This window comes from Nevskia ramosa DSM 11499 (genome assembly GCF_000420645.1).
In the GTDB taxonomy this organism is placed as follows: domain Bacteria; phylum Pseudomonadota; class Gammaproteobacteria; order Nevskiales; family Nevskiaceae; genus Nevskia; species Nevskia ramosa.
In genome coordinates this window covers 20427-44030 of sequence record NZ_ATVI01000006.1, presented here as the reverse complement: position 1 = coordinate 44030, position 23604 = coordinate 20427, and the positions used below count along the sequence as shown (strand labels likewise).

Sequence of the window (23604 nt, the reverse complement as noted above, 5' to 3'; positions counted from 1 at the left end):
TCCGACCTTCATCCGCCGACCTAATCTGAGCACGAAATGGCAACCATCGAAATCGACATCGTTTCCGCCGAAGGCCAGATCCACCACGGTCAGGCATCGATGGTGTTCGCTCCGGCAGAAATGGGTGAAGTCGGCATTGCGCCGCGGCATGCGCCACTTCTGACCCGCCTGAAGCCGGGCGCGGTGCGCGTGAAGCAGGCAGATGGCAGTGAGCAGGCGTTCTTCGTCGGCGGCGGCATTCTCGAAGTGCAGCCGCATCTCGTGACCGTGCTTGCCGATACCGCGATCCGCGCCAAGGACTGCGACGAAGCGCTGGCCAATGAAGCGAAGCGTCGCGCCGAGGAAAAGCTGTCGAACGCCAAGAGCGATGTCGATCTGGCGAAAGCCCAGGCCGAGTTGATCCAGGCGGTCGCGCTCGCCGACTTCCTGACCAAGATCAAGAAGTCGACGCACTGATTCCAGGCCGGCTGATCGCGTTGCGAAATCGAACGCCGGCCTTTGAGTCGGCGTTTTTCATGGTGATCCAGCGCGCCTCACAGCCTTCCGATCCCGGCCGCTGGTCGATCCGGCCGAAGGTTTGTCTTGAAAGTGACGCGGCAAGTCCGTAAATATGGATTACCGAGCGCTTCATGAAGCTGGCTGCGCGCGCAGTGGTTGAAGCAGGCGCACTTCTTGCCTTTTCCAATGTCCTAGTTGCGAGTAACCGAATCCAGACCGATGCAACCCTCCTTGTTCACCGCCATCCGACGACTCGTCGCGACCCGCGCCATGCGGATTGCGTCCTTGTTCGTGTTCGCGATGTGCACGGTGACCTGGGTGGCGCAATCGGTATCGGCGATTCGCGATAACCCGCGCGTGCCTGGATCCGACGCAGCGGTAATCGTGGCCTCGGCGAAATCCGTGGATCTGGGCGCGGCGAAAGCGCTTGCCGTGCAGGTCGACGACGAAGCTGTCGACTGCTCTGCCGGCAGCGAAGGCGATGAATGCGAAGCGGACGTCATGGCCCTGGTGGCCCTCGACGAAACGCATGACATCAAGCTGTTCTTCCTGCGTGAGTTCACGCATCAGATGCAACCTGCGGTTGGCCGCGTTCCCCGCAACAGGGACTTTGGCGCCATCACGCGCATGTCGTCGGAAACCTTCCGCCCACCCGACAGCCTTGTCGGCGTGCAAGGGCGTTTGCTCCAAGCCTGAGTTCATTTCGGCAGCCGTATTGAGCGGTTGCCAGAAGTCTTCAGGGCCTATCCGGACAGCGGCGTCATGCCGAACAGGGATCGAGCAAGTAGTGCAATCCGATATTCCAAGGTGACGAGCGAACTGTGTCCGCATCGAAGATGCGCGCCGCAGTCTCGTCCGACGACATACAAGGTGACGAGATGGAAAAGCTGATCAAGGGTTTCGAACTGTTTCGCAAGGTCACGTATCCGACCAAGCAGCGCCTGTTCAAGAAGCTGGCGTCGGCCCAGGCGCCGCACACGCTGGTGATCACCTGCGCGGATTCGCGCGTGGTGCCGGAATACTTCACCTCGAGCGATCCGGGCCAGCTGTTCGTGGTCCGCAATGTCGGCAACATCGTGCCGCCGTATGCCCAGTTCACGGGTGGCGTGTCAGCCGCGATCGAATACGCCGTGGTAGCGCTCGGCGTGAAGGACATCGTCATCTGCGGCCATTCCGATTGCGGCGCGATGAAGGCGACGCTGAATCCGGCCAGCGTCGGCGAGATGCATGCGGTCGCCGCCTGGCTGCGTCATGCCGAAGTGGCCAAGCACGTGCTGGACGAGAACTACCAGTTCGAAGACAAGGGCGATCGCCTTTATGCGCTGACCGAAGAAAACGTCATCGCCCAGCTGGACCATCTGCGGACCCATCCGTCGGTTGCGGCCCGCATCGCCTCCGGCAAGCTCGGCATTCATGGCTGGATCTACGACATCGAAACGGCCGATATCCGGGTGTTCGATCCGGATGAGCGCAAGTTCGTGACCTTGGAAATCCCGGGTGACGCCGCCGCCGAGAAGATTCCGGCCGCGGCAGCCGATGCCGGCAGCAAGCCGCGCGCATCGACGGCAGCTTCGCGCGCCAATGGTATTCGCGCGGTGGCGTACGCTGGCACAGATCTGTGAGCGCGGTTCCGAACACTGCTGCTGGCAGCACCGCCCGCAGCAGTAACGTCTTTGCCGATTTCCTGGCGTCGATCGTCGTGTTCCTGGTCGCCGTGCCGCTGTGCATGGGCATTGCGATCGCGTCCGGCGTGCCGGCTGCGGCCGGTCTGATCACCGGCATCATCGGCGGCCTCCTGGTCGGCGCGATTGCCGGTTCGCCACTGCTGGTCAGCGGGCCGGCGGCGGGTCTGGCGGTGCTGGTGTTCGAACTGGTACAGACCCACGGCATCGTCGCACTCGGTCCGGTGGTGCTGCTGGCCGGGCTGATCCAGGTGGTGGCCGGCGTCACCGGCCTCGGCATGTGGTTCCGGATGGTGTCGCCGGCGGTGGTCAACGGCATGCTGGCCGGCATCGGCGTGCTGATCATCGCTTCGCAGTTCCACGTGATGTTCGATGCCAAGCCGCTGCCGACCGGCTTTCAGAACTTCTTCGCGGCACCGAAGCTGATCTTCAACTCGATCACCAACGGCGCTGGCGCCCAGGCGGCACTGCTGGGCCTGGCGACGATCGCGATGATCCTGGCCTGGGACAAGCTGCGGCCGAAGCAGCTGAAGCTGTTCCCGGGCGTGCTGTTCGCCATCGTTGCCGCCACGGCGATCGCCGAGCTGATGCAGTTGCCGATCAACCGGGTCGAGCTGCCGGACAATCTGGTCGCCGGCATCGACTGGGTGCTGCCGAAGGATGCGATGTTGCTGTTCTCGAAGCCGACCTTGCTGGTCTCGGCATTCGCGTTCGCGTTCATCGCCAGTGCCGAAACCTTGCTCTCCGCCGCTGCGGTCGATCGCATGCACAACGGCCCGCGGACCAAGTTCAGCCGCGAGCTGGCCGCGCAGGGCATCGGCAACACACTGTGCGGCCTGATGGGCGCGCTGCCGATGACCGGCGTGATCGTGCGCAGCGCAGCGAACGTGCAGGCCGGTGCTACCTCGCGGCTGTCGACGATCCTGCACGGCACCTGGATTCTGGCCTTCGTGCTGCTGCTGCCCTGGCTGCTGCGCATGGCGCCGGTTGCGGCGCTGGCCGGCATCCTGGTCTATACCGGCTTCAAGATGGTCAAGCCTTCGCAGGTCAGGGAACTGGCCGAATTCGGTCGCGGCAATGTCGCGGTGTTCGCGGTGACGGCGCTGGTGATCGTCGCCACCGATTTGTTGATGGGTGTGATGGTCGGCATCGGCTTCGCGCTGCTGCGTCTGGCACTGCGTTCGGCACGTCTGCACCTGAATCTCAAGGCCGGCGACCAGCCGAACCAGAAGACGCTGCGCATGGTCGGCTTCGCGACGTTCCTGAACATTCCCTGGATCGTGAAAATTCTCGACGACATCGAACCGGGCACCGAGCTGACCCTGGACATCGACCGTCTGCGCCACGTCGATTACGCGGTGCTGGTGTTGCTGCAGGACTGGGCACGCATGGCGCCGGTCAACGGCTCCGCGCTGCTGGTCGACTGGGAGCTGCTGAAGAGCCGTTCCGAAGGTGGCGACGAGCGCCGCGAACTGGTCCAGGTCACGGCTTGAGAATCCGCTGATCGACCGGTCTTTTCGAGACCTGCCGATCAAGCTTGGCCCGCCGCGTGATTCGCGCGGCGGGCTTTTTTATGGCCATTGCATTGGCCTTATCATCGCCGCTGAATTCCAGCACCCGTGCCATGACAGACAGAGTCCACGCCATCGTTCTCGCCGCCGGCCAGGGCACGCGCATGAAAAGCGCGCTGCCCAAGGTGCTGCACCCGATCGGCGGCCAGCCGATGCTCGGCCATGTGCTCGATGCCGCGGCGTCGGCCGGCATCGCGTCATCGCATGTCGTGCTCGGTCATGGCGCCGAAAAAGTGGGTGACTGGCTCAAGTCGCGCTCAGCAGAACAGCCGCGCTCCGTGTTGCAACTGAAGCAGCTCGGCACCGCGCATGCGGTTTCGCAGGCAATGCCGGAGGTGCCGGATACCGCGCTGGTCGTCGTGCTCTATGGCGACGTACCGCTGATCACGCCGGAGACGGTAGCGGCGTTGATCGCAGCGGCGAAGGATGGCTTCGCGCTGGTCACCGTCACGCTCGATCAGCCGCGCGGTTACGGCCGCATCCTGCGCGACGCTGCGGGTCGCGTGACCGGCATCGTCGAGGAAAAGGACGCCACACCGGAGCAACGCCAGATTCGCGAGGTCAACACCGGTCTGATGGCAGCGCCGGCGCGCCGGCTGCGCCGCTGGCTGAGCCATGTCGGCAACGACAACGCCAACGGCGAGTACTACCTGACCGATGTCGTCGGCCTTGCCGCGAGGGACGGCATCACCGTGCGGACGGTCAGTGCGGCTGCCAGCGAAGAAGTCGAAGGCGTCAACGATCCGCTGCAGCTGGCGCGTGCCGAGCGGGCCTTCCAGCGCCGCAACGTCGAGCGCCTGCAGCGCGACGGCCTGTATCTGGCTGATCCGGCGCGCTTCGATCTGCGCGGCAGCTTGCGTATCGGCCGCGATGTACGCATCGATGTCGGCTGCGTGCTGGAAGGCCAGGTCGAACTCGGTGACGACGTGCAGATCGGCCCGTACTGCTTGCTGCGCGATGTCCGCGTCGCGGCCGGCACCAAGATCGATGCCTTCTCGGTGCTCCATGAAGCGGCGGTCGGTCGCGCCTGCATCATCGGTCCGTACGCGCGGCTCCGGCCCGGCACCGTGCTTGGTGACGGCGTGCACATCGGCAACTTCGTCGAGCTGAAGAAGACCACGGTCGGCGATGGTTCCAAGGCCAACCATCTGGCCTATCTCGGTGATGCGGTGGTCGGCGCGCGGGTCAACATCGGCGCCGGCGTCATCACCTGCAATTACGACGGCGCCAACAAGTTCACCACGGTGATCGGCGATGAAGCCTTCATCGGCACCGACAGCCAGCTGGTCGCGCCAGTGACCATCGGCCGTGGCGCCTACATCGCCGCCGGTTCGACGATCGCCAAGGACGCGCCCGCCGATCAGCTGACCATCAACCGCGCGCGAGAGCAGCGTTCGTTGCCGAGCTGGAAGCGGCCGACCAAGGGTTGAGCTGCACGCGGTCACAGTCGTCGATCAAGCGACTGGCGAGCAACCAGCGCCGTGCGTCGTCGACATCGCCTGCAAACCAGGCCGCTGCCGAGCCGAGGATGAAGCTGTAGCCCCAGGCATCCATGTCGGCGAATACCTGGGCGCGCGAGTAGCCACGCAGCTGCTCGGCCAGCAGGCACTGCAGATAGCAGACCGCGTTTTCCTCGGTGTCGGTGCCGCCGGCATCGGTGTGCAGCCCGGCGCGGCGGGCGTCGTCCATGCAGATCCAGTGACAGGCTTCGTGCAGCGCCGAATGCACCGGCGTGTCCAGCCGCAGATAGAGCTGCGCGCCGACCAGTCCGGCTTCCGGCTCGCCCCAGTAGCTGCCGGGAATTGCGGCGTCGGCCGGCAGCCAGACGATGCCCAGGCCCCAGGAGCCGAGCAGGTCGGCGAGGGCGTGATCGGGCAGGGCGGAGCAGGGCGTGACCATCCGCGAATTAGAACAAATACGCGCGGCGCAGGCGTATTACCAGCAGGCGCTTGTGGCTGCACCGCTGCTGTCGACGGCGCTGCGTTCGGCCAGCTGATTCAGGCTGAAGCTGCGGCAGATCAGGTCATCGGCCTGCACACCTTGAGCGGTCGCGCTCAGCGTATAGCTGCTGGCGTCACGGACCACGGTGACGCTGTAGCGATGATCGGCGCTGTCCTGCGGGCTGACGATCACGCAGGCGGAATCGTCATAGCGACCGAACTGGGTCTGGCAGCGTTCCAGGGTCTGGGCCAGTTCGATCAGCGCGATCCGCGCATCGGTGCGGCGGCTCTTGCGCACGCTGTTCTGGTAGCTGGGCAGGGCAATCATCGCGAGCAGCGCGATCACCGTGACCACCACCATCAGCTCGATCAGGGTAAAGCCTCTTTGTCTGCGCCTCATCGCATCTGTCTCCAGGACAGACGGCCACCAGGCTCGACGCCGGGCGGCGGTTCGATGGTCGTATCGATGCCGCCGGTGGTGCCACTGGCCAGCTTCACCTCGAAGGCGCCGGTGGCGATGATCGCCGGCGTCTTGATGATGCCTTCCTTCGATTGCCGGCCACTGACCGACATCCGCACACCGCCGACCACGATCTGGTCCTCGCTGTTGAAGGCGGTGTCGCGGTTGAGATCGAACGGTGTGGTGACGCGACGTGAGCCGCTGACTGCGTCGATCTCCATCAGGTAGCTGTCGCCACCGAAGCCGCAGGCCGCGGTGTTCGGGATCAGCGTGGTGAAGATCACTGCGCCACCTCTGAGGATCGGCGTCGATACCTGGCGCTCGCCGGCGTCCGGCAGGTTCAGATACCAGCCGAGCTGGCTGGCGGTCGGCGTGTTGTTGGTGGTGGCGCGGACTTTCTCGGTCTGGCTGCCGAAAGCCTGAGTCACGGTGGTGATTACCTGCTGGCCGAGCAGCGAAGCCCGGCTGTTCGGCGGCGCACTGCCGTTGTCGGCATCGCGGATCGCATAGAACGTGTTGCCGACCGTGCCGACGGTGTTGTCGTCGCTACGGAAGTACGAACCGGTGCCGAAGTAGACGAGATAGCCGCCGTCCGGATGGATGCCCACTTCGGCCCGCGCGGTGATCGGCTGGCGATTGCTGGTGGTGCAGGGGTCGGCGCTGCAGGCACGATATAGCGGCACTGGCGTGGTGCCGCTCTTGAAGGCGAAATCCCAGGTCGCCGGATTGCTGCCGCGGACGTCGATCTTCCACATATTGCCTTTCAGATCGCCGGCGTAGATCAGATCGGTGACCCGGTCGCCGTCGACATCGACCGGGATCGGCGCCGACATGCCGTTGTCGCTGCCGACACCGGTGTCGAACTTGCGGATCACGCTGCCGTCGTCGAGCTTGACCAGATACAGCACGGCCTTGCCGTTGGTGCTGTTGTAGCCGTTGGCGATCAGTGCCGCCCACTGGCCGTTGGCCAGCCGCACGATCGCCGCCTGCGGATACGAGTAGCCCATGTCGACATCGCTGGTCGGCGTGAACTCCCACAGGACGTTGCTGGTGCCGAAGCTGGCGGGATCGGTCACGTCCAGCGCGAACACCGATTTGCCGCCGCCGCCGAGCGTGCCGAGCAACACCGTTTTCCAGTTGCCGTTGACCCGGGCATCGAGCAGGCGCACCGCGCCGTCGACCAGATAGCGATGGTTCTGGTTCCAGGTCTGGCCACTGATGGCGCTCAGGCCGCTGTAGACAGCATCCGGCACGTAGGCCAGTTGCTCGACGCCGTCAGTGGCGCGGAAGCCGTGCAGCATGCCGTCGTTGGCGCCGACATAGACCATCGCCGGGCGGGCCTTGTAGGCGGCGCTATCGCGGAACGCCGTGTAGCTGGTGCCCTCGGTGCCCGGCAGGCGGGCATAGCCGTAGTCCTGCTGGCCGGCGAAGGCGGGATCGGAATTGACGACGTCGCCAAGCACGGTGGTGGCACTGCGACGGCGCAGCGCGGGCGCGGTGTCGCCTTCGTTGGTTCGATCGCCGCGCAGCCAGCCGAGGCGGTTCTGACCGTTGCTGTCGGTAGTGCCGGCGCTGTCCTTGTTCAGCGCCGCGATCTGGGTGCTGTTCAGCTGAGCCCAGAGGAAGCTGCGGCCGCGGCTGCCCAGCGCCCGCGTCGGATCGTAGGTCAGGATGTTGCGGCTCGCGGCGGCCGGCAAGCGCAGGGCGGCGTCCCAGATCGGCGTGCCGACGGTGCCGTCGAGCCGCACCGGCAGTGCCAGCAGTTGGCCGCTCCAGTCGCCGGTGGCGAAGCGCGCCTGGTAGATCGCGGTATCGGCGGTCAGGCGTGTGGAATTGGTCGCGATCGATGCCGCGGCGCTGGTCCGCGCGGCGATGTCGTTGAGCGCGTTCTGCAGGGCGATCTGCAGCTGCGAAGCATTGTTCGCGGTGTACGACTTGCCCTGCCCGTATTCGGCGGCGTCCTGCAGCATCTGGTTGTTGATCGCCAGGCCGATCGAATAGGTCTGGATGCGCTGCATCTTGAACGTCGCATCTTCGTAGCTGACGCCGGTCAGGTCGTTGCCGGATTTCTTCAGGTCGGTGTCGTAGCCGAACTTGGCCAGATCGTCGAGATACAGCGTCCAGGCTTCCTGGCTTTCGCTGGTGCCGCTCTGGCCGCGGAAGCCGTCCGAGTAGCGCGGGAAGAACGGATAGGTCGCCGAGGTCGTCGACGGCGCCTTGGCATCCCAGTTCGGCAGGCTCAGGAAGCTGTTGGCGAGATCGTCCGGATCGTTGGTCGGAAAGCTGCTGTCGTAGGTCGGGAAGCCGTCGGTGACGACGATGACGAAGTTCTTCTGGCAGCGGTACTGCACCGGACTCGTGTAGGTGCCGGTGTTGTAGTACGAACTCAAGCCGCGGAAGTAGCGGGTGATTTCGTAGAAGGTTTCGGCCAGCGGCGTGTTGCTGTCGGCGGCCAGCGCATTGATCGCGCTGGTAACGGTCGCTGGTGCACTGCCGCAGTTCGCGACCACCTTGCCGCCCGGTCCCTGGTCGCCGCCGCTGATGGGCGGATTGAAGCGCGCCAGGCCCCAGCGCAGGGTCGGATTGGCGTTGACGATGCTGGTCGCGACATTTTTCGCCGCGCTCAGCCGGGACTCGTTGGGGATGGTGCCGGTGGTGAGATTGCTGTTGCTCGCATACGTTGCGAACAGATAGTTCAGGTAGTTGCCGGTGTAGCGGGTATCGGTGCCGGAAGGTGTCGGCAAGCTCAGGCATTTGCGCGTGCCGGACCCATTCTGGCGCCCTTCGCGGCGGCTGTTGGAACAACCGCCGACATTGATGTCGCCAATTCCGACGTTGCCATCGGTCGCGGTCCAGCACTGCGTATTGTTGTTGTTGCCGCAGGTGCGCGGGCTCCAGTCGGCGTAGGTCGTCGACGGGTTGTAACTATCGGCCCAGGTGACGTTCTCCATGCTGCCGGAGTTGTCGAACAGCAGCATCACGTTCGGCGACACGGCGGTGGACAGGAACAGCGGCGCGTTCGACAGCGGGATGACCGCCTGCGCGGAACTGCTGATGACGAGCAGTGCGACGGCAATACAAGAGGCGATGGGTGCGCGCATGGTCATGATCTATCGGCCTGGCCGCTCAGCGCTTGAACGTCGACTGCAGCAACACCACCGGCGCCGGTTCCGCAGCCGCGTTCGCGCCCCAGGCGCGGGCGCTGATCCGGTAGATGATCCGTTCGCGGCGATCCTCGGCAGCATCGGCCTGCAGGCTTTCGCCGGGCGCGGTTTCCTCGATCACTTCGAGTTGCTCGATCAGGTACTCGCCGCGCGCGAGATCGATCGGCGCCGGTGGCGCATCGCTGGTCACCGAGGCTGGCCGCCACGAGGGGTACGCCGCATCGGCGGCAGTGCGCTGCCACACCGGCTTGTAGGCAACGCTCGGCGTATCCGGGTTCGGCGGATCGGGCAGATAGAAACCATCGGCGGCCGGGCTGTTGATGGCGACGAAGGTCGGCAGCATCGGCTGGGTCAGCACCAGTTCGGCTTCACGCAGCGCCGCTTCGGCCACCTGGAATGCGATCTGGCGATCCTGACTGTTGTGGCTCATCCGCTCTTCGAGCGTCGTGGCGCGCATCGAGCCGATCGCCAGCAAGGACAGCACCATCAGCACCACCAGGCCAACCATCAGCACCACGCCCTGTTCGCGACGCGGTTTCATGACCGCGCTCATGGCAGACGATTCCGTAGCGCCAACGTCAGGGTCACGACCCGGCGCAGACGGCCATCATTGAACGGGCCGACGCTGACGCCGAGCAGATCGAAGGTATGCGGATCATTGCTGCCGGCGCGACGAGTGCTGCCGGCCACCAGCAATGCCACGCGCACGCTGACCACGCGGCGCCAAGCGTCGCTGGTGGTGAAGGCGCTGGCCGGGCGATAGACATCGGGGACGCGGTCGCCGTCGCTGTCGTCGCCGTACAGCACCTGCAGATTCTCGACGCCTTCAGCGACTTCCTGCGCCTGGTCGTCGACCACCCGCCAGAGCGCCGGGCCGCTGCCGCGGGCGCTGTTGCGAATCAGGTAGCTGACCGTGCCGATGCGGATCAGCTGGGCGCCGGCGCTGAACTTGCGGCCGAGGTCCTGGGTCCAGTTGCCGGGCGTGGGCGAGCTGACCGCGTTGTGCACGACGTTGCCATAGCTCACCGGCACGCCCAGCGAATTGTTGCTGCTGGCCACCGTGTAGCCGCTGGCCTGGAAGATCGCAGCGCCCGAGCAGTCGCTGACCATGACGATATTGCCGGCCGCCAGTGGCGCCGGGCTCAGCGGGTTGATGCGCAGATCGGCCGAGGTGGTGGCCATGTCCTGGATCACGAAGACATCGGCCGCGAGACTGGCACGGACGGTCAGCACATCGGTGCCAGCCACGACGTTGGTCAGGCTGCTCGGCAGCGCCGGCGACCAGCCGCTGGCGGTGGCATCGAAGCCTTCGGCGTAGCGGTCATAGCGGTAGCGGAAATCGCTGTGGGTGAACTCGGTGCGGCCGCTGCCGGCAGTGGCCGGGTTCGGGTTCAGCGCGTTGCGGATCTCGCCGGTATCGCTCAGGCAGCCGCGATAGCCAGCCATGCGCACGTCCTGGCCGATGCGTTCGCTGATGTAGCGGATCGCTTCCTGGCGCGCCGCCAGCGATTCGGTGGTGACCGAGGTCCGCGCCGTGGTCAGGTAGACGCGGTAGATGCCGGCGAGCAGCACCAGGCCGATGACCATCGCGATCATCACTTCGATCAGCCCCAGGCCGGCCAGCTTCCGCATCGGGCGCGGCCCAATCACGGCGCGTTCACAGCTGGGTGCGGAGATTGACCACGCCGCTGCCGTCATTGCCGGCGCCAGAGCCCGATCGTCCCGGTTCCTGCCAGCGCACGGTGATCGTCACCACCTGCGCTTCGACGAACACCTGGCCGTCGCCATCGGGCAGCGCGGCATCGAGCGCCGCCTTCCAGCTGGCCAGATCGGTAGCCGCCAGATCGGCCGCGCTGGGGGCGTCGCCAAAGGCGAGGTTGTAGCGACCGCCGATCGCCTGGGCGCGGTTCGCGCGCATGCGATCGAGCAGATCGTAGGACTGGCCGACCGCTTCGGTCCGCAGCGCTGCGCTGCTGCTGTGCTGCAGGCTCAGCACCTGCAGCGAAGCCAGACCGAGCAGGCCGATCGACAGCAGGACGACGGCGATCAGGATCTCGATCAGCCCCGCGCCGCGCTGACCTCGCGCGGCTGAAACCGTCGGCGATTCAGGCCGTGCAGGACGAGATCGCGACATTGGGGCGTCCCTGCAGACTGAGCGTGATGTTGCGCTGCTGGTCTTCGGTGCAAGCCGACGGCCGCAGGCGGAAGCTCGGTTCGCTGGCATCGGCGAGGAAGCCGGTCGGCAGGTAGCTGATGCGGCTGGCGCTGCCGGTCAGCGCATCTCCGGGCCCCAGCGAGCCGAACAGCTTCAGCACCTGCTGACCGCCGCTGGCCGTGCCCGCTTCATCGACCGTCGCCCGCACCACCATCCAGCCACCGGACCAGTTCAGGCTGTCGGAGCACTGGTAGCGGGCGTTGACATCGGTGGCGCCGACGACGACCCGATACGGACACAGCGATACCACCCGGGCGGCGCCAACGGCTTCGCTGCGGGCGAAGTTCAGTGCGCTGATCAGCGTGTTGGCCTCGGTCGCCATGCGGTTGCCGAGCATCAGATCGCCCACCGCCGGTGCCGCCAGAGTGCCGGTGATCGCGACGATCGCCAGCGTCGTCATCACCTCCGGCAGCGAGAAACCGCAAGCAGATCGGCGAACAATTCGGCTCTGAATTCGGGGCATGGCGGCGTCCTCGCAAATGGCGGCGCCCGGCAATCGGTGCGTCGGCCATAGGCAATAACGGCAGCTTGTGCTTGATCTTTAGACGTGATTTTCGTCAGCCGACGAGCGGAAGCGCGGTACGGCGGAATGAATTGCTGAACGCCACGGCCACCGCGCCGGCTCGCCGGGATGGCTAGGGGGCGTCGCGGAGCATCGGATCGGCCGCGAAGGCGGCAGCGAGCAGATCCATGAACACCCGGGCCCGGCGTGGCAACAGGCGCTTTTCGGGGTAGAGCGCGTGGATCGGCAGCGACGGAACCGGCCAATCCGGCATCAGCACGCGAATTTTGCCGGCGGCAATCTCGTCGGCGAACAGCCAGCAGGGCATCAGGCCGATGCCGAGGCCGTCGAGCACGGCGGCGCGGACGCCTTCCGGGCTGTTGACGCGAAAGCGGCCGCTGACCTGGATCGGTGCCCGTTCGAACGGCCAGACCTGGCCGGTCGCCAGCAATGAGAACAGCACGCAGTTGTGGCGTGGCAGGTCGAGCGGTGTCTGCGGCGTACCGTGCGCGGCGAGGTAGTCGATGCTGGCGACGCAGATTCGCCGCGCCGTGCCGATGCGCCGCGCCCGCAGACTCGAATCGCGCAGATCGCCGACGCGGATTGCAACATCGACGCCATCTTCGACCAGATCGACCATGCGGTCGCCAATCTGCAGATCCAGTTCGATCTCGGGAAATTGCTCGAGGAAAGGTTTTACCAACGGCAGGATCTTGTAGCGCGCAAGCGCGACCGGACAACTCACTCTCAACAGCCCGGACGGCCGATCTTCACCGCGCGCATTCGATTCGGCTTCACCGAGCGCGTCGAGCGCAGGCCGCACCTCGGCGTAGTAGCGCTCGCCTTCCGGAGTCAGCGTCAGTTTGCGGGTCGAGCGGTGCATCAGCCGCATGCCGAGCTGCGCCTCCAGGGAAGCCAGATGGCGGCTGACGTTAGGCTGTCCGATGCCTAGTTCGCGGGCCACGGCCGACAGGCTGCCGGTTTCCACAGCTCGGGCGAAGCAGGTCATCGACAGCAATCGGTCCACGGGCCTCCATTGATGCTGAATTCATGCGGATCGAACATGAGCACTATGCAATTTTCCTAGCTTATCGCTGAATCTGCATGAGTAGATAGTTCTCTCACCGCCGAGACTGCATCGGCTTCCAACGAGAACGACCATGCTCCACTTCCCGCTGCCCACTGCTGAAACCGCTCCCGAAGCCAGCCGCGCCACTTTGGTCGCGATCGAAAAAGCCTGGGGCTTCGCACCCAATCTGATGCGTACCTTCGCCAACAGTCCGGCCGTCGTGCAGGGCGCCTGGGGCTTGCTTGGCGCTTTCCAGCAGACTAGCTTCACGCCAGCCGAACGCGAACTGGTGATGATCGCCGCCAGTGTCGAGAACGCCTGCGGCTACTGCACCGCTGGTCACAGCTTGATGGGCAAGGGCGCGGGCTTGAGCGATACGCAGATTGCCGCGCTCCGGGCCGGTGAAGCGCTGGACGACGCCAGACTCGAAGCGCTGCGCAGGTTCACGACGGCCGTCGTTGCCAGACGTGGTCACGTCGGCGAGGTCGAGTTGCAGGCCTTTCTCGCCAGTGGCTACGCGCCGCCGCAGGTGCTCGAAGTGGTGCTTGGCGTCGCCGCAAAGACGCTGACCAATTACACCGATCACCTCGCTTCGGTGCCGCTGGACGACGCGTTCCAATCTGCAGCCTGGACGCCCGCCAGCCGCAAGGCGGCCTGATCCCCTAACCCGACGAGCACAAGAATGAACAAGAATCCGCAGGTAGTACTGATCACGGGTGCACTGACCGGCATCGGCCGCGCCACCGCATTCGCCTTCGCGGCGACCGGCGCGAAGCTGGTGGTTTCCGGCCGCCGTGACGCTGAAGGTGAAGCCCTGGCCGCCGAACTCAAAGCCACCGGCAGCGAGGCGATCTTCGTCCGCGCCGACGTCCGCATCGAAGCGGAGGTGCGTGAGCTGGTCGCCACCGCGGTCGCGGTGTTCGGCCGGCTTGATGTCGCCGTCAACAATGCCGGTACCGAGGGTGGGGGGGGGCCGATCACCGAGGCCTCGGAAGAGGTCTACAACGCGACCTTCGATACCAATGTCAAAGGCGTGCTGCTTGCCATGAAGTACCAGTTGCCGCCAATGCTCGCGCAGGGCACGGGGAGCATCATCAATCTGTCATCGCTGGCCGGCCACGTCGGCTTTCCAGGGGCTGCGATCTACGCGGCCAGCAAGCATGCAGTGGAAGGCTTGACGCGCTGCGCCGCACTGGAAGCGGCGCCGATGGGGGTTCGTGTCAATGCCGTGGCACCGGGGCCGATCCAGACCGACATGCTCGACCGTTTCACCGGCCGCAATGCCGAGATGAAAGCCGGCTTCATCGCCAGCGTGCCGGCGCGCCGTTCCGGCACCGTCGACGAGGTGGCGTCGACCATCGTCTATCTCGCAAGTCCTGGCGCGGCATTCATCACTGGCCAGATCGTGACCATGGATGGTGGTCTGTCAGCCCAATAACGATCGGAAGCCGTAATGAAAAACCCGGCACGAGGCCGGGTTTTTCGTGCAGCGGGCCGTGCTTCAGATACGCGGCTCGATGCCGAAGGCGGCGAAGCCCTTGGTCTCGAAGTTCTTGCGGAACATGTCGCGCAGCTTGGTCGCCGTGGCGTCGTAGCCTTCCTTGTCGGTCCAGGTGTTGCGCGGATTGAGGATCGCGGCATCAACGCCCGGGCAGGATTTTGGCATCTTCAGATTGAGGATCGGCTGGGTCTCGGTTTCCACACCGTCCAGTTCACCGTTGAGGGCGGCGTTGAGCAGCGCGCGGGTCACCTTCAGGCTCATGCGCTTGCCGGTGCCGTACTGGCCACCGCTCCAGCCGGTGTTCAGCAGGATGCAGCGCGCCTTGTGCTTGGTCATCTTTTCGGCGAGCAGTTTGGCGTAGACGTTCGGCTTGTGGGCCATGAACGGGCCGCCGAAGCAGGCCGAGAACGTCGGCTGCGGTTCGGTGACGCCGACTTCGGTGCCGGCGACGCGCGCCGTGAAACCCGAGACGAAGTGATACATCACGTCTTCCGGCTCCAGGATCGAGATCGGCGGCAGCACGCCGAAGGCATCGGCGGTCAGCAGCACGATGGTTTCCGGATGCGGGCCCTGGCCGTTCGGCATGACGTTCGGCACCACGCTCAGCGGGTAGCTGAAGCGGGTGTTTTCGGCCAGCGAGCCGTCGTTCAGATCGAGCTCGTCCGGATGGCATTCGGCCATCGTCTTGCCCGGCAACGGCGGCACGTTCTCGATGATGGTACCCGGCTTCGACAGCGCTTCGGCGATCACCGGCTCGGCGGACTTGTCGAGGTTAATCAGCTTGGCGTAGCAGCCGCCTTCGAGGTTGCACAGGCCGTTGTCGGACCAGATGGTTTCGTCGTCGCCGATCAGGCGGCGCGAGGCATCGGCCGACAAGGTCGTCTTGCCGGTGCCGGACAGGCCGAACAGGATGGCGCCGTCGCCCTTGGCGCCGACGTTCGCCGAGCAATGCATGCTCAGACGGCCCTGCTTCGGCAGCAGGTAGTTGCCGACGGTGAAGATGGTCTTCTTGTTGACGCCGCAATAGTCGGCGCGGCCGGCGACGATGCAGATCTGGTTCTTGGTGTCGATGATCACCGCCGCTTCCGAGCGGCTGCCGTCACGCTCCGGCTCGCAGACGTAGCTCGGCACGTTGAGCATGGTCCAGCGGCGGGCATCGACGTCCTTCACGCCTGGCAGGTTCTTCGGGAACATGTTGTCGCAGAAGAACGCGTGGGTGGCGTACTCGCCAACGAAGCGGTACGGCACTGCGAAATCGGCGTCCGAACCCATGAACAGGTCCTTGACGTACAGCGTCGCCTTCTTGTCGTTCAGATGGGCGACGACGCGCTTCAGCAAGCCTTCGTACTTGGTCGGGTCGTACGGCGTGAGATCGGCCTTGAACCATATCTCGTCCGCCACTTCCGGCCACTTCACGGCGAAGGTGTCCTTGGTGCGGCGGCCGGTGCAATCCGGATCAGTGTAGAAAACCAGCGGGCCGGCAACGCCGAGCTTGGTCGCAAACGCCTTCTGGGCATCCGAGGGGCCGTCGCGCGAGACGCGGCCACGATCGTTGGCGATCGCCTCGTGGAACAGCTGTTCCTTGCTCAGTTCGTACTTGTAGGTGACGGACTTGAGACCGAACAGCTTCTCGAGGTCAGCCTGGAAGCTCGTCGCGGCGCTTTTCTGATCATCCATTGGTTTTCGTTACCACTTTTTCGCAGGGGAAGGGTCACCGGCAGCGCAGAAGGCTGGAGCGGAATCGCTACATTTTACGGAAACCGGAACCATTCCGTATCAGACGGGTGATTTTGACCGGGGGTAACCCCTGGGGCGGCATTCACCCCCGCCAGACGCGTGCTGCACGGCCTGTAAATGTCTCGCCCATGAACGGTGTATTGCGGCCGGCACTAAGCATGTTGCGGCCATCCAGACGCCATTCTTCGGTGGGATCAACCAGGCAGAGATCGGCGCGTGCGCCGAGTGCGAAACCGCCCTGCGAAAGACCCAGAATCCGTGCCGGGCCGCCAGCCAGACGCTCGGCCAGCGCCAGAGGCGTCAGCAGTCCGGCTTCGACCAAGCGCAGGCTCAGCGGCAGCAGGGTTTCCAACGCGGAGATGCCCGGCTCGGTCTGCGGCAGCGGATTGGTCTTGGCATCCAGCTCGTGCGGCTGGTGATCGGAGCAGATCGCATCGATCAGACCGCTGCCGACGGCGGCCCGCAGCGCATCGCGATCGCTCGCCGCGCGCAGCGGTGGAATGACGTGCGCCATCGCATTGAAGCCTTCGAGATCGGCATCGGTCATGAACAGCTGGTGCGCAGCGACATCGGCAGTCACCGGCAGGCCGAGACGCTTCGCCGAGGCCAGCAGATCCACGGCGCGAGCGCTCGACAGGCGCCCGAAATGCACCCGAGCGCCGGTGTCCTCGATCAACGAGATCCACTGCCGCATCGCCAGCGCTTCGGCGGCCACCGGAATCGCCGCCAGGCCGAGGCGCGTCGCGATCGCACCTTCATGGGCGCAGCCGTGATTGGCCAGCGCGTCATCGAGCGGCACCACGTGCACGGTCATGCCGAGGCTGGCCGCGTATTCGAGTGCGCGGCGCGCGACCAGCGGACTGGCAACCGGGTTCAAGCCATTCGATACGCCGACGCAGCCGGCCGCCTTCAGCGCGCTGATCTCGGCCAGCGCTTCGCCGCCGAGACCTTTGGTCAAGGCGCCGAGCATGTGCACATAGGCGCCGGCCGCCTTCTTGGCGATGCGGTTGACCCGGTTGACCATCGCCGTGTTGTCGATCACCGGCGCGGTGTCCGGCGGCAGGCAGACGGCGGTGATGCCCGACGCCAGCGCGGCATGGGTTTCCGAGCGCATCGTGCCTTTCTGCGTCGCGCCCGGTTCGCGCATGCGCGCGCAGAGATCGACGATGCCCGGGATCAGCCAACGGCCGGCGGCGTCGAAGGTTTCCTCGAACGGGCCGCTGTCGGTCGCCACGATCAAACCGTCGCGGATTGCCAGATCAGCGACCTTGTCAGTGCCGGCGCGTGGATCGAGCAGGCGGGCGTTGCGGATCAGCACATTGTTCAGGAAGGCGCTCATGAGTCGGCTCCTTCATCACCGAGAATCATGCCCATGACGGCCATGCGCACCGCGATGCCGTGCTCGACCTGCTCCAGAATCAGCGAACGCTCGCCATAGGCGACATCGCCCTCGATCTCGACGCCACGATTGATCGGCCCCGGATGCATCACCAGCACCTCGGGCTTGAGCTTGGCGAGGCGGGCCTTGGTCAGGCCGAAATCGCGATGGAATTCGCCGGTCGACGGCAGGAAGGCGCCGACCATGCGCTCCTTCTGCAGGCGCAGCAGGATTACCACGTCGGCATCTGCCAGACCGCTGTCGATGTCGTTGTGCACGGTCACGCCCATCGCTTCGATGCCGGCGGGAATCAGGGTGCGCGGGCCGACGACGCGGATTTCCTTCGCACCGAGTATGCGCAGTGCGTGGATGTCCGAGCGGGCAACGCGTGAGTGCAGGATGTCGCCGACGATGGCGACGGTCAGGTTCTCGAAATCCGGTCGGTGGCGGCGGATCGTGAACATGTCGAGCAGCGCCTGCGTCGGATGCGCATGGCGGCCGTCGCCGGCGTTCAGGATCGCGACTTCGGGCGCTGCGTGCTGAGCGAAGAAATGCGCAGCACCCGAGGCTTCGTGGCGGATCACGAACATGTCCACCTGCATCGCTTCCATGGTCTTCAAGGTGTCGAGCAGCGTTTCGCCCTTGGAGGTGCTGCTGGCCGCGATCTGCAGATTCAGCACGTCGGCCGACAGCCGCTTGGCGGCCAGCTCGAAGGTCATCCGGGTGCGCGTCGAAGCTTCGAAGAACAGATTGACCACGGTCTTGCCGTGCAGCAGTGGCACCTTGAGCCCGCGGCTACCGCGATTGCTGCTCGGTTGGCCGGCGTAGCGCTCGGCCTGGTCGAGAATGTCGGTCAGCAACGGCCGTGACAGGCCTTCCACGGTCAGCAGGTGGCGCAGACGCCCATCGGGCGTCAGTTGCAGCGGATGCGTCATGAGGCCTCGGCCTTGGGAATTTCGGACGGTGCCGATGCGGCTGGCGTCGAGCGGCCGCAGTCGGACAGATATTGCTCCAAGATCAGCCGCGCGGCCACGCCATCGCGCTCGCCTTTCTGCACGCGATGCTTCTTGCGGCCGTCGGCGCGGGCGGTGCGGATCTCGTCATCGGCCGCCCGTGACGACAGGCGCTCGTCGACCAGGAACATCGGCAGGCCGTAGCGGCTGCCGAGTTCCTGAGCGAAGTTGCGCGCCGGCCCGGTGATCGCCTGATCGGCGCCCTCCATGTCGACCGGCAGACCGACGATCACCGCATCCGGCCGCCATTCCTTGATCAGCTTGCCGATCGCGATCCAGTCCGGCTCGCGGCCGTTGGTGACCACCGGCAGCGGCCGGGCAAGGCGGGTGAGATCGTCGCCGACGGCCATGCCGATGCGCTTCAGGCCGTAGTCGAAGCCCAGATAGACGCGGGTCTTGGTCGATGTGCCGCCGCTCGGCTCATGCATGTCCGGCGCGGCTCGCGAGATGGCTGATGTCGACGCCGATCAACCGGGTCGCGGCGATCCAGCGTTCGGCCGCTGGCGTCGCGAACAGCACCCGCTGTTCGACCGGAGCATTGAGCCAGGAATTGGCCAGCACCTCGGTTTCCAGCTGGCCTTCGCCCCAGCCGGCGTAACCGAGCAGCACCAGATAATCGCTAGGGCCTTCGCCACGGCCGATCGCGCCGAGTACATCGCGCGAAGTGGTGATGTAGAGGTTCTCGTCGACTTTCAGGGTCGAATCCCAGCCGCCCGGTGCGGTGTGCACGACGAATCCGCGCTCTGGCTGCACCGGCCCGCCCCAGAACACGATCGGATCGCCCGGCATCGCTTCATGATCGACGCCGATCTGATCGAGCATGTCGGACAGCCGCAGGTCGGTCGGCCGATTGACGACCAGGCCCAGCGCGCCCTTTTCCGAGTGCTCGCAGAGCAGGGTCACCGAATGCCGGAAGTTGTCGTCATCGAGGCCGGGCATCGCCACGAGAAACTGGTTGCTGAAGTAGCTTTCGTCGGCCATGTGGGCAGTATCGGGTTCGATGGTCGGGGCTGACAAGCACTCGAAGCGTAAAGCTTTTCTGACGCGGAGACTGTCGTTCAAAGCGAGGGCGGCCCTTGGCCGCCGACGCGGTGGATGGGCGAAAGCGGCGGCGGGCGTGGCCCGCCCTACGGAAGTTTCAGCCGGCGCTCGATGGCGTCGATCAGCAGACCACCGATGTCGGTGCCGAACGCGGCGTCGATCTCGCGCGCGCAGGTCGGGCTGGTGACGTTGATCTCGGTCAGGCTTTCGCCGATCACGTCGAGGCCGACGAACAGCAGGCCGCGGCGCACCAGTTCCGGGCCGACCGTCTCCGCGATCCGTTTCTGCGCTGCGGTCAGCGGTCGCGGCTCGCCCTTGCCGCCAGCGGCCAGATTGCCGCGCGTTTCACTGCCCTGCGGAATGCGCGCCAGACCGAAAGGCACCGGCACGCCGTCGACCACCAGCACGCGAGTATCGCCATCGACGATCGCCGGCAGATAGCGCTGGGCGACGATCGTCCGCCGGCCGTTGTCGCTGAGCTGCTCGATGACGCTGCCGAGGTTCATGGCATCGGCGCCGATGCGGAAGATGCCGCTGCCGCCCATGCCGTCGAGCGGCTTGTAGATGACGTCGTGATGCTCGGCGTGGAAGGCGCGCAAGGTCTTGTCGTCACGCGAGAACAGGGTCGGCGGGCACAGTTCCGGGAACCAGGCGGTGAAGGCTTTCTCGTTGCAGTCGCGCAACGAGGCCGGGCGATTGACCACCAGCGAGCCCTGGGCTTCGGCGCGCTCGAGCATGTAGGTCGTCGCGACGAATTCCATGTCGAACGGCGGGTCCTTTCGCATCAGCATTGCGGTCAGATCGCCGAGCCGCACGACTTCCGGCTCGGAAGTGAAGTCGAACCAGTGCTTCTTGTCGTCGAACACGGTCACCGCGCGCGTGCGACCCCAGGCGATGCCATCACGCAGCCAGAGATCGCCCTGCTCGAAATAGCGCAGCGCCCAGCCGCGCGCCTGCGCCGCCAGCATCAATGCCAGCGTGGTGTCCTTGTACGGTTTGATCGACCCGATCGGGTCCATGACGATGCCGAGGGTTTTCATCGGGGTGTTCATGCGCGATTCGAGTTCGTGGGGCGCCATGCGGCGGCCGGCGGCAGATGGTAACGGAAGGCCCCGCCCTGAAGATTGCGGCGGCCCGTCGCAGCTGCCGCGATAATCCGGCGATGAGCGCGAGCGCCGATTCCCTTGTCCTGCCACCCGGCCAGGCCCTGACCGACAAGTTCCCGCTGGTCGGCGAGCAGACGGCCGCGCCCGGCTGGACTCCGGAAACCTGCCGGGTCGTCATCTCCGGCTGTGTCGCGCGGCCGCTGACATTGTCGTTCGCCGACCTGCTGGCGCGGCCGTCGCAGCAGCGTGTTGCCGATATCCATTGCGTCACCGGCTGGTCGCGGCGCAGCCTGGCGTTTTGCGGCTGGCCGCTGGTCGAAGTGCTGGCCGCTGCCGGTGTCACCGACGACGCCCGCTATGTGCGCTTCATCGCTCACAGCCATCGCGCGCACGACACCTCGTTGCCGCTGGCGCTCGCACTCGAAGACACCTGGCTGGTGCACGAGATCGACGGCGAGCCGCTGTCGCCCGAGCACGGCGGGCCGCTACGCACGATCACGCCCGGCCGCTACTTCTACAAGAGCCTGAAATGGCTGGCCGCGATCGAACTGCTGGCCGAGGACCGGCCCGGCTACTGGGAGCGGGTCAGCGCCTATCACAACGAGGCCGATTTCCGGTTGGAGCAGCGCTTCGACGAAGCGCGCATCTCATCAGTGGAAACTGTCGCCCAGTTCCGCGAGGCGGCCGACTTTGCAGGCTGGCGCGACACGGTGCTGCTGAAAGCCCGGCTCGGCGGCTGGCAGCCGCGGACGCTCGATCTGTCCGGCATCCAGGCCAAGGCTTGCTCGTTTCGCAATGCGAAGCTGGTCGGCGTGAATCTGCGCGGCGCGAATCTGAGCCTGTCGAATCTCGAGGGCGCGGATCTGCGTGACGCCGATTTCACCGGCGCCGATCTCGAAGGCGCTAGCTTCGCAGGCGCCGATCTCCGAGGTGCTCGAATGATCGATGTCGCGCTGTCGGCAACCCGCTTCTTCCGCGACTTCGCCAACGGCAAGCGGCTGGCGGCGCAGGTCGATGGCCTGGCGATCGAGAACCCGCATGGCCTGCTGGAAACACAGGCGGCGTATCTGATCGAGCAGGGCGTGCGTCTGGTTTGAGGTCGGTGCCGCCAGCGTGGCCGTTACAATGCGCACCGGCCAATCCGCCGCGCTGCCCGTGATGTCGCTGCCATGACCGCTGCCGTTTCCTCCGCTGCACTTCCCGCACTGCTCGGCCCGCATTGCACGGTCGATCCTGATCGCCTGCGCCGCTACGAGATTCCCGAGCGCGGCGAACCGGGCAAGGCCAGCGGTCTGGTCGTGCCGCAGACCGAGGCCGAAGTCGCCAGCCTGCTGGCCACCTGCAGCAAGAATGGCGTGAAGCTGGTGATCAGCGCCGGCCGCACGGGCCTGGTCGAAGCGCAGCGTCCGGATGGCGAAGTGGTGCTGAGTCTGGAAAAGCTCGACCAGCCGCTGAGCTTCACGACGCCGGATGGCGACGTCTTCCGCTTCGGCGAACGCGCCGCACCAGCCGTGCATGCCGATGCGCTGGCCGCCTGGTGGCGCGGCATCGGCACACCGCCTTGCGCCGATGCCGTGCTCGAAGTGCAGGCCGGCATGGCGGTCGACGCGGTCAATCTGCTGCTGGCGCCGTTGAACCTGATGTGGCCGATGGAGATGGGCTCGTCGAGCGCGGCCAGCGTCGGCGGCTGCATCGCCAATGCTTCGGCCGGCGCCAACGCGGTCTGCTATGGCACCGCCGCGCATCTGGCGATCCAGGCCTTCGGCTACTCGGGCGATGGCCGCGAAGTGCTCAGTGATGCGCCGGCCTGGAAAGCAGTGCCCGAAGATCTGCTGGCGATCAACTCGGCGCAGCCGCGCCCGGAGTGGGGCCTGATCGGCACCCAGGGTGTGCTCGGCGTGATCACCCGCGCGAAGATCCGCGCCTACGCCATTCCAGGTCAGCGCGAAGCCGCACTCATTCCGGTCGCCGACATGCCGGCGGCGATGCGCATTCACGCCGCCGCGCGCGCGCTGTTTGGTGACGATGTCGAGGAATTCGAGTTCATCGGCAAGCCGGCGTTGGAGCTGGTGCGCGAGCTGAAAGGCGAAGCCTTCCGTTCGCCCCTGGCCCGCCATGACGCGCCTTACTACCTGCTGCTGCAGGTGAAATCGCACAAGGCGCACATCGATCTCGCCGGCATGCTTTACGAGTTCCTGGCCGACGATGTCTCGCTGCCCGAGGAGCAGATCGGCTACGCGCCGCTGAAGGCGCTGAAGGAAATCCGCCACTCGATCACCGAAGCCAGCAACGCCCGCATGCGCGCGCTCGGCGGCGGCCGCTTGAGCTTCGACACGGCGACACCGGTCGCCGTGTTCGGCGATTACCTCAAGGTGCTGGAAGCTGAGCTGAAAGCCGAGTATCCGGACATGGCGCTGATCGCCTTTGGTCATGCCGGCGTCGGCGGCGCGCACCTGCACATCCTCGGTTCCAAGGAAGTGCCGGTCGCGCAGCACGCCAAGGCGCTGGTCAAGATCGTCTTCGACGTGACCCAGGATTTCGGCGGCACCTTCAGCGCCGAGCACGGCGTCGGCACCAAATGGGGCGACGATTTCATCGCCCGCGCGCCGGCCGAAGTACGCGCCGCGCTGATCGCCGCCAAGCGCCGGCACGATCCGACCGGCACTCTGAGCCCGCGCAGCTTCGCACTGGATAGGCAGCTGGCTGGCTAAGCATTCCCAACTGCTT

General features: G+C 65.7%; 25 protein-coding genes. 9 read left to right on the top strand and 16 right to left on the bottom strand.

What is annotated here, in order from left to right; genetic code table 11:
- The first annotated feature begins 36 nt into the window (after positions 1-36).
- The gene (locus G513_RS0107015; protein WP_022976116.1) at positions 37-456 is read left to right on the top strand and encodes a F0F1 ATP synthase subunit epsilon; all 420 of its coding nucleotides are present in this window, start codon (positions 37-39) and stop codon (positions 454-456) included.
- On the opposite strand, the gene G513_RS25705 is transcribed toward G513_RS0107015, so the two are convergent.
- Positions 437-631 (bottom strand): hypothetical protein, encoded by a 195-nt coding sequence (locus G513_RS25705; RefSeq protein WP_156891472.1) that lies wholly within the window; start codon positions 629-631, stop codon positions 437-439. The two genes, G513_RS0107015 and G513_RS25705, sit on opposite strands and share 20 nt — an antisense overlap.
- Positions 632-729: 98 nt before the next feature.
- Here G513_RS25705 and G513_RS0107010 point away from each other — a divergent pair, with 98 nt between their 5' ends.
- The 3 genes from G513_RS0107010 (at position 730) to G513_RS21845 (ending at position 3673) form a co-directional block, all read left to right on the top strand.
- Positions 730-1194: a hypothetical protein gene (locus G513_RS0107010; RefSeq protein WP_022976115.1), complete on the top strand. Its 465-nt coding sequence runs from the start codon at positions 730-732 to the stop codon at positions 1192-1194.
- A gap of 140 nt (positions 1195-1334) precedes the next feature.
- Positions 1335-2120: a carbonic anhydrase gene (locus G513_RS21850; protein WP_436197935.1), complete on the top strand. Its 786-nt coding sequence runs from the start codon at positions 1335-1337 to the stop codon at positions 2118-2120.
- The gene (locus G513_RS21845; RefSeq protein WP_022976113.1) at positions 2117-3673 is read left to right on the top strand and encodes a SulP family inorganic anion transporter; all 1557 of its coding nucleotides are present in this window, start codon (positions 2117-2119) and stop codon (positions 3671-3673) included. The genes G513_RS21850 and G513_RS21845 overlap by 4 nt, the downstream gene beginning before the upstream one ends.
- On the opposite strand, the gene G513_RS25700 is transcribed toward G513_RS21845, so the two are convergent.
- Positions 3663-3806, bottom strand: coding sequence for a hypothetical protein (locus G513_RS25700; protein WP_156891470.1), 144 nt, complete (start codon positions 3804-3806; stop codon positions 3663-3665). The two genes, G513_RS21845 and G513_RS25700, sit on opposite strands and share 11 nt — an antisense overlap.
- On the opposite strand from G513_RS25700, the gene glmU reads away from it, so the two are divergent.
- Positions 3805-5181: a bifunctional UDP-N-acetylglucosamine diphosphorylase/glucosamine-1-phosphate N-acetyltransferase GlmU gene (glmU, locus tag G513_RS0106995; protein ID WP_028475239.1), complete on the top strand. Its 1377-nt coding sequence runs from the start codon at positions 3805-3807 to the stop codon at positions 5179-5181. The two genes, G513_RS25700 and glmU, sit on opposite strands and share 2 nt — an antisense overlap.
- On the opposite strand, the gene G513_RS21840 is transcribed toward glmU, so the two are convergent.
- The 8 genes from G513_RS21840 to G513_RS0106955 all read right to left on the bottom strand — a co-directional run bounded on the left by G513_RS21840 (position 5123) and on the right by G513_RS0106955 (position 13041).
- Entirely contained in the window at positions 5123-5650 is a 528-nt protein-coding gene (locus tag G513_RS21840; protein ID WP_022976111.1) for a hypothetical protein, read from the bottom strand. The genes glmU and G513_RS21840 overlap by 59 nt on opposite strands.
- A 36-nt stretch (positions 5651-5686) precedes the next feature.
- The gene (locus G513_RS0106985) at positions 5687-6091 is read right to left on the bottom strand and encodes a type IV pilin protein (protein ID WP_022976110.1); all 405 of its coding nucleotides are present in this window, start codon (positions 6089-6091) and stop codon (positions 5687-5689) included.
- Positions 6088-9252 (bottom strand): pilus assembly protein, encoded by a 3165-nt coding sequence (locus G513_RS0106980; RefSeq protein ID WP_169560555.1) that lies wholly within the window; start codon positions 9250-9252, stop codon positions 6088-6090. Before G513_RS0106980 ends, G513_RS0106985 begins: the two co-directional genes overlap by 4 nt.
- Positions 9253-9277: 25 nt before the next feature.
- Positions 9278-9856 (bottom strand): pilus assembly PilX family protein, encoded by a 579-nt coding sequence (locus G513_RS24765; RefSeq protein ID WP_169560553.1) that lies wholly within the window; start codon positions 9854-9856, stop codon positions 9278-9280.
- Positions 9857-9864: 8 nt separating this feature from the next.
- Complete coding sequence (locus tag G513_RS0106970; protein ID WP_169560551.1) at positions 9865-10965, bottom strand: PilW family protein; 1101 nt, start codon at positions 10963-10965, stop codon at positions 9865-9867.
- A 7-nt stretch (positions 10966-10972) separates the two neighbouring features.
- Complete coding sequence (gene pilV / locus G513_RS21830; protein WP_022976106.1) at positions 10973-11449, bottom strand: type IV pilus modification protein PilV; 477 nt, start codon at positions 11447-11449, stop codon at positions 10973-10975.
- Positions 11421-11993 (bottom strand): GspH/FimT family pseudopilin, encoded by a 573-nt coding sequence (locus tag G513_RS0106960; RefSeq protein ID WP_084711464.1) that lies wholly within the window; start codon positions 11991-11993, stop codon positions 11421-11423. The genes pilV and G513_RS0106960 overlap by 29 nt, the downstream gene beginning before the upstream one ends.
- Positions 11994-12165: 172 nt before the next feature.
- Positions 12166-13041, bottom strand: coding sequence for a LysR family transcriptional regulator (locus G513_RS0106955; RefSeq protein WP_211219629.1), 876 nt, complete (start codon positions 13039-13041; stop codon positions 12166-12168).
- Between the two features lie 151 nt (positions 13042-13192).
- On the opposite strand from G513_RS0106955, the gene G513_RS0106950 reads away from it, so the two are divergent.
- Both G513_RS0106950 and G513_RS0106945 read left to right on the top strand, forming a co-directional pair.
- Positions 13193-13759, top strand: a complete 567-nt coding sequence (locus tag G513_RS0106950) for a carboxymuconolactone decarboxylase family protein (protein ID WP_022976103.1) — start codon at positions 13193-13195, stop codon at positions 13757-13759.
- A 24-nt stretch (positions 13760-13783) separates the two neighbouring features.
- Positions 13784-14539: an SDR family oxidoreductase gene (locus G513_RS0106945; RefSeq protein ID WP_022976102.1), complete on the top strand. Its 756-nt coding sequence runs from the start codon at positions 13784-13786 to the stop codon at positions 14537-14539.
- A gap of 63 nt (positions 14540-14602) precedes the next feature.
- Here the strand turns inward: G513_RS0106945 and G513_RS0106940 are convergent, their stop codons facing one another.
- From G513_RS0106940 to gshB, 6 genes are all read right to left on the bottom strand, one after another.
- Complete coding sequence (locus G513_RS0106940; RefSeq protein WP_022976101.1) at positions 14603-16279, bottom strand: phosphoenolpyruvate carboxykinase (ATP); 1677 nt, start codon at positions 16277-16279, stop codon at positions 14603-14605.
- Positions 16280-16421: 142 nt separating this feature from the next.
- A complete protein-coding gene (locus G513_RS0106935; protein ID WP_022976100.1) occupies positions 16422-17678 on the bottom strand; it encodes a dihydroorotase in 1257 nt (418 codons plus the stop codon).
- The gene (locus G513_RS0106930; protein WP_436197934.1) at positions 17675-18712 is read right to left on the bottom strand and encodes an aspartate carbamoyltransferase catalytic subunit; all 1038 of its coding nucleotides are present in this window, start codon (positions 18710-18712) and stop codon (positions 17675-17677) included. Before G513_RS0106930 ends, G513_RS0106935 begins: the two co-directional genes overlap by 4 nt.
- Entirely contained in the window at positions 18649-19158 is a 510-nt protein-coding gene (gene ruvX, locus G513_RS21825; protein WP_022976098.1) for a Holliday junction resolvase RuvX, read from the bottom strand. The genes G513_RS0106930 and ruvX overlap by 64 nt, the downstream gene beginning before the upstream one ends.
- Positions 19151-19711, bottom strand: a complete 561-nt coding sequence (locus G513_RS0106920; protein ID WP_022976097.1) for a YqgE/AlgH family protein — start codon at positions 19709-19711, stop codon at positions 19151-19153. The genes ruvX and G513_RS0106920 overlap by 8 nt, the downstream gene beginning before the upstream one ends.
- A 146-nt stretch (positions 19712-19857) precedes the next feature.
- The gene (gene gshB, locus G513_RS0106915; protein WP_028475235.1) at positions 19858-20811 is read right to left on the bottom strand and encodes a glutathione synthase; all 954 of its coding nucleotides are present in this window, start codon (positions 20809-20811) and stop codon (positions 19858-19860) included.
- A 122-nt stretch (positions 20812-20933) separates the two neighbouring features.
- On the opposite strand from gshB, the gene G513_RS0106910 reads away from it, so the two are divergent.
- On the top strand, positions 20934-21974 hold the full coding sequence (locus G513_RS0106910; RefSeq protein ID WP_028475234.1) for a molybdopterin-dependent oxidoreductase: 1041 nt from the start codon (positions 20934-20936) through the stop codon (positions 21972-21974).
- A gap of 72 nt (positions 21975-22046) precedes the next feature.
- On the top strand, positions 22047-23588 hold the full coding sequence (locus tag G513_RS0106905; RefSeq protein WP_022976094.1) for an FAD-binding oxidoreductase: 1542 nt from the start codon (positions 22047-22049) through the stop codon (positions 23586-23588).
- Positions 23589-23604: the final 16 nt, after the last annotated feature.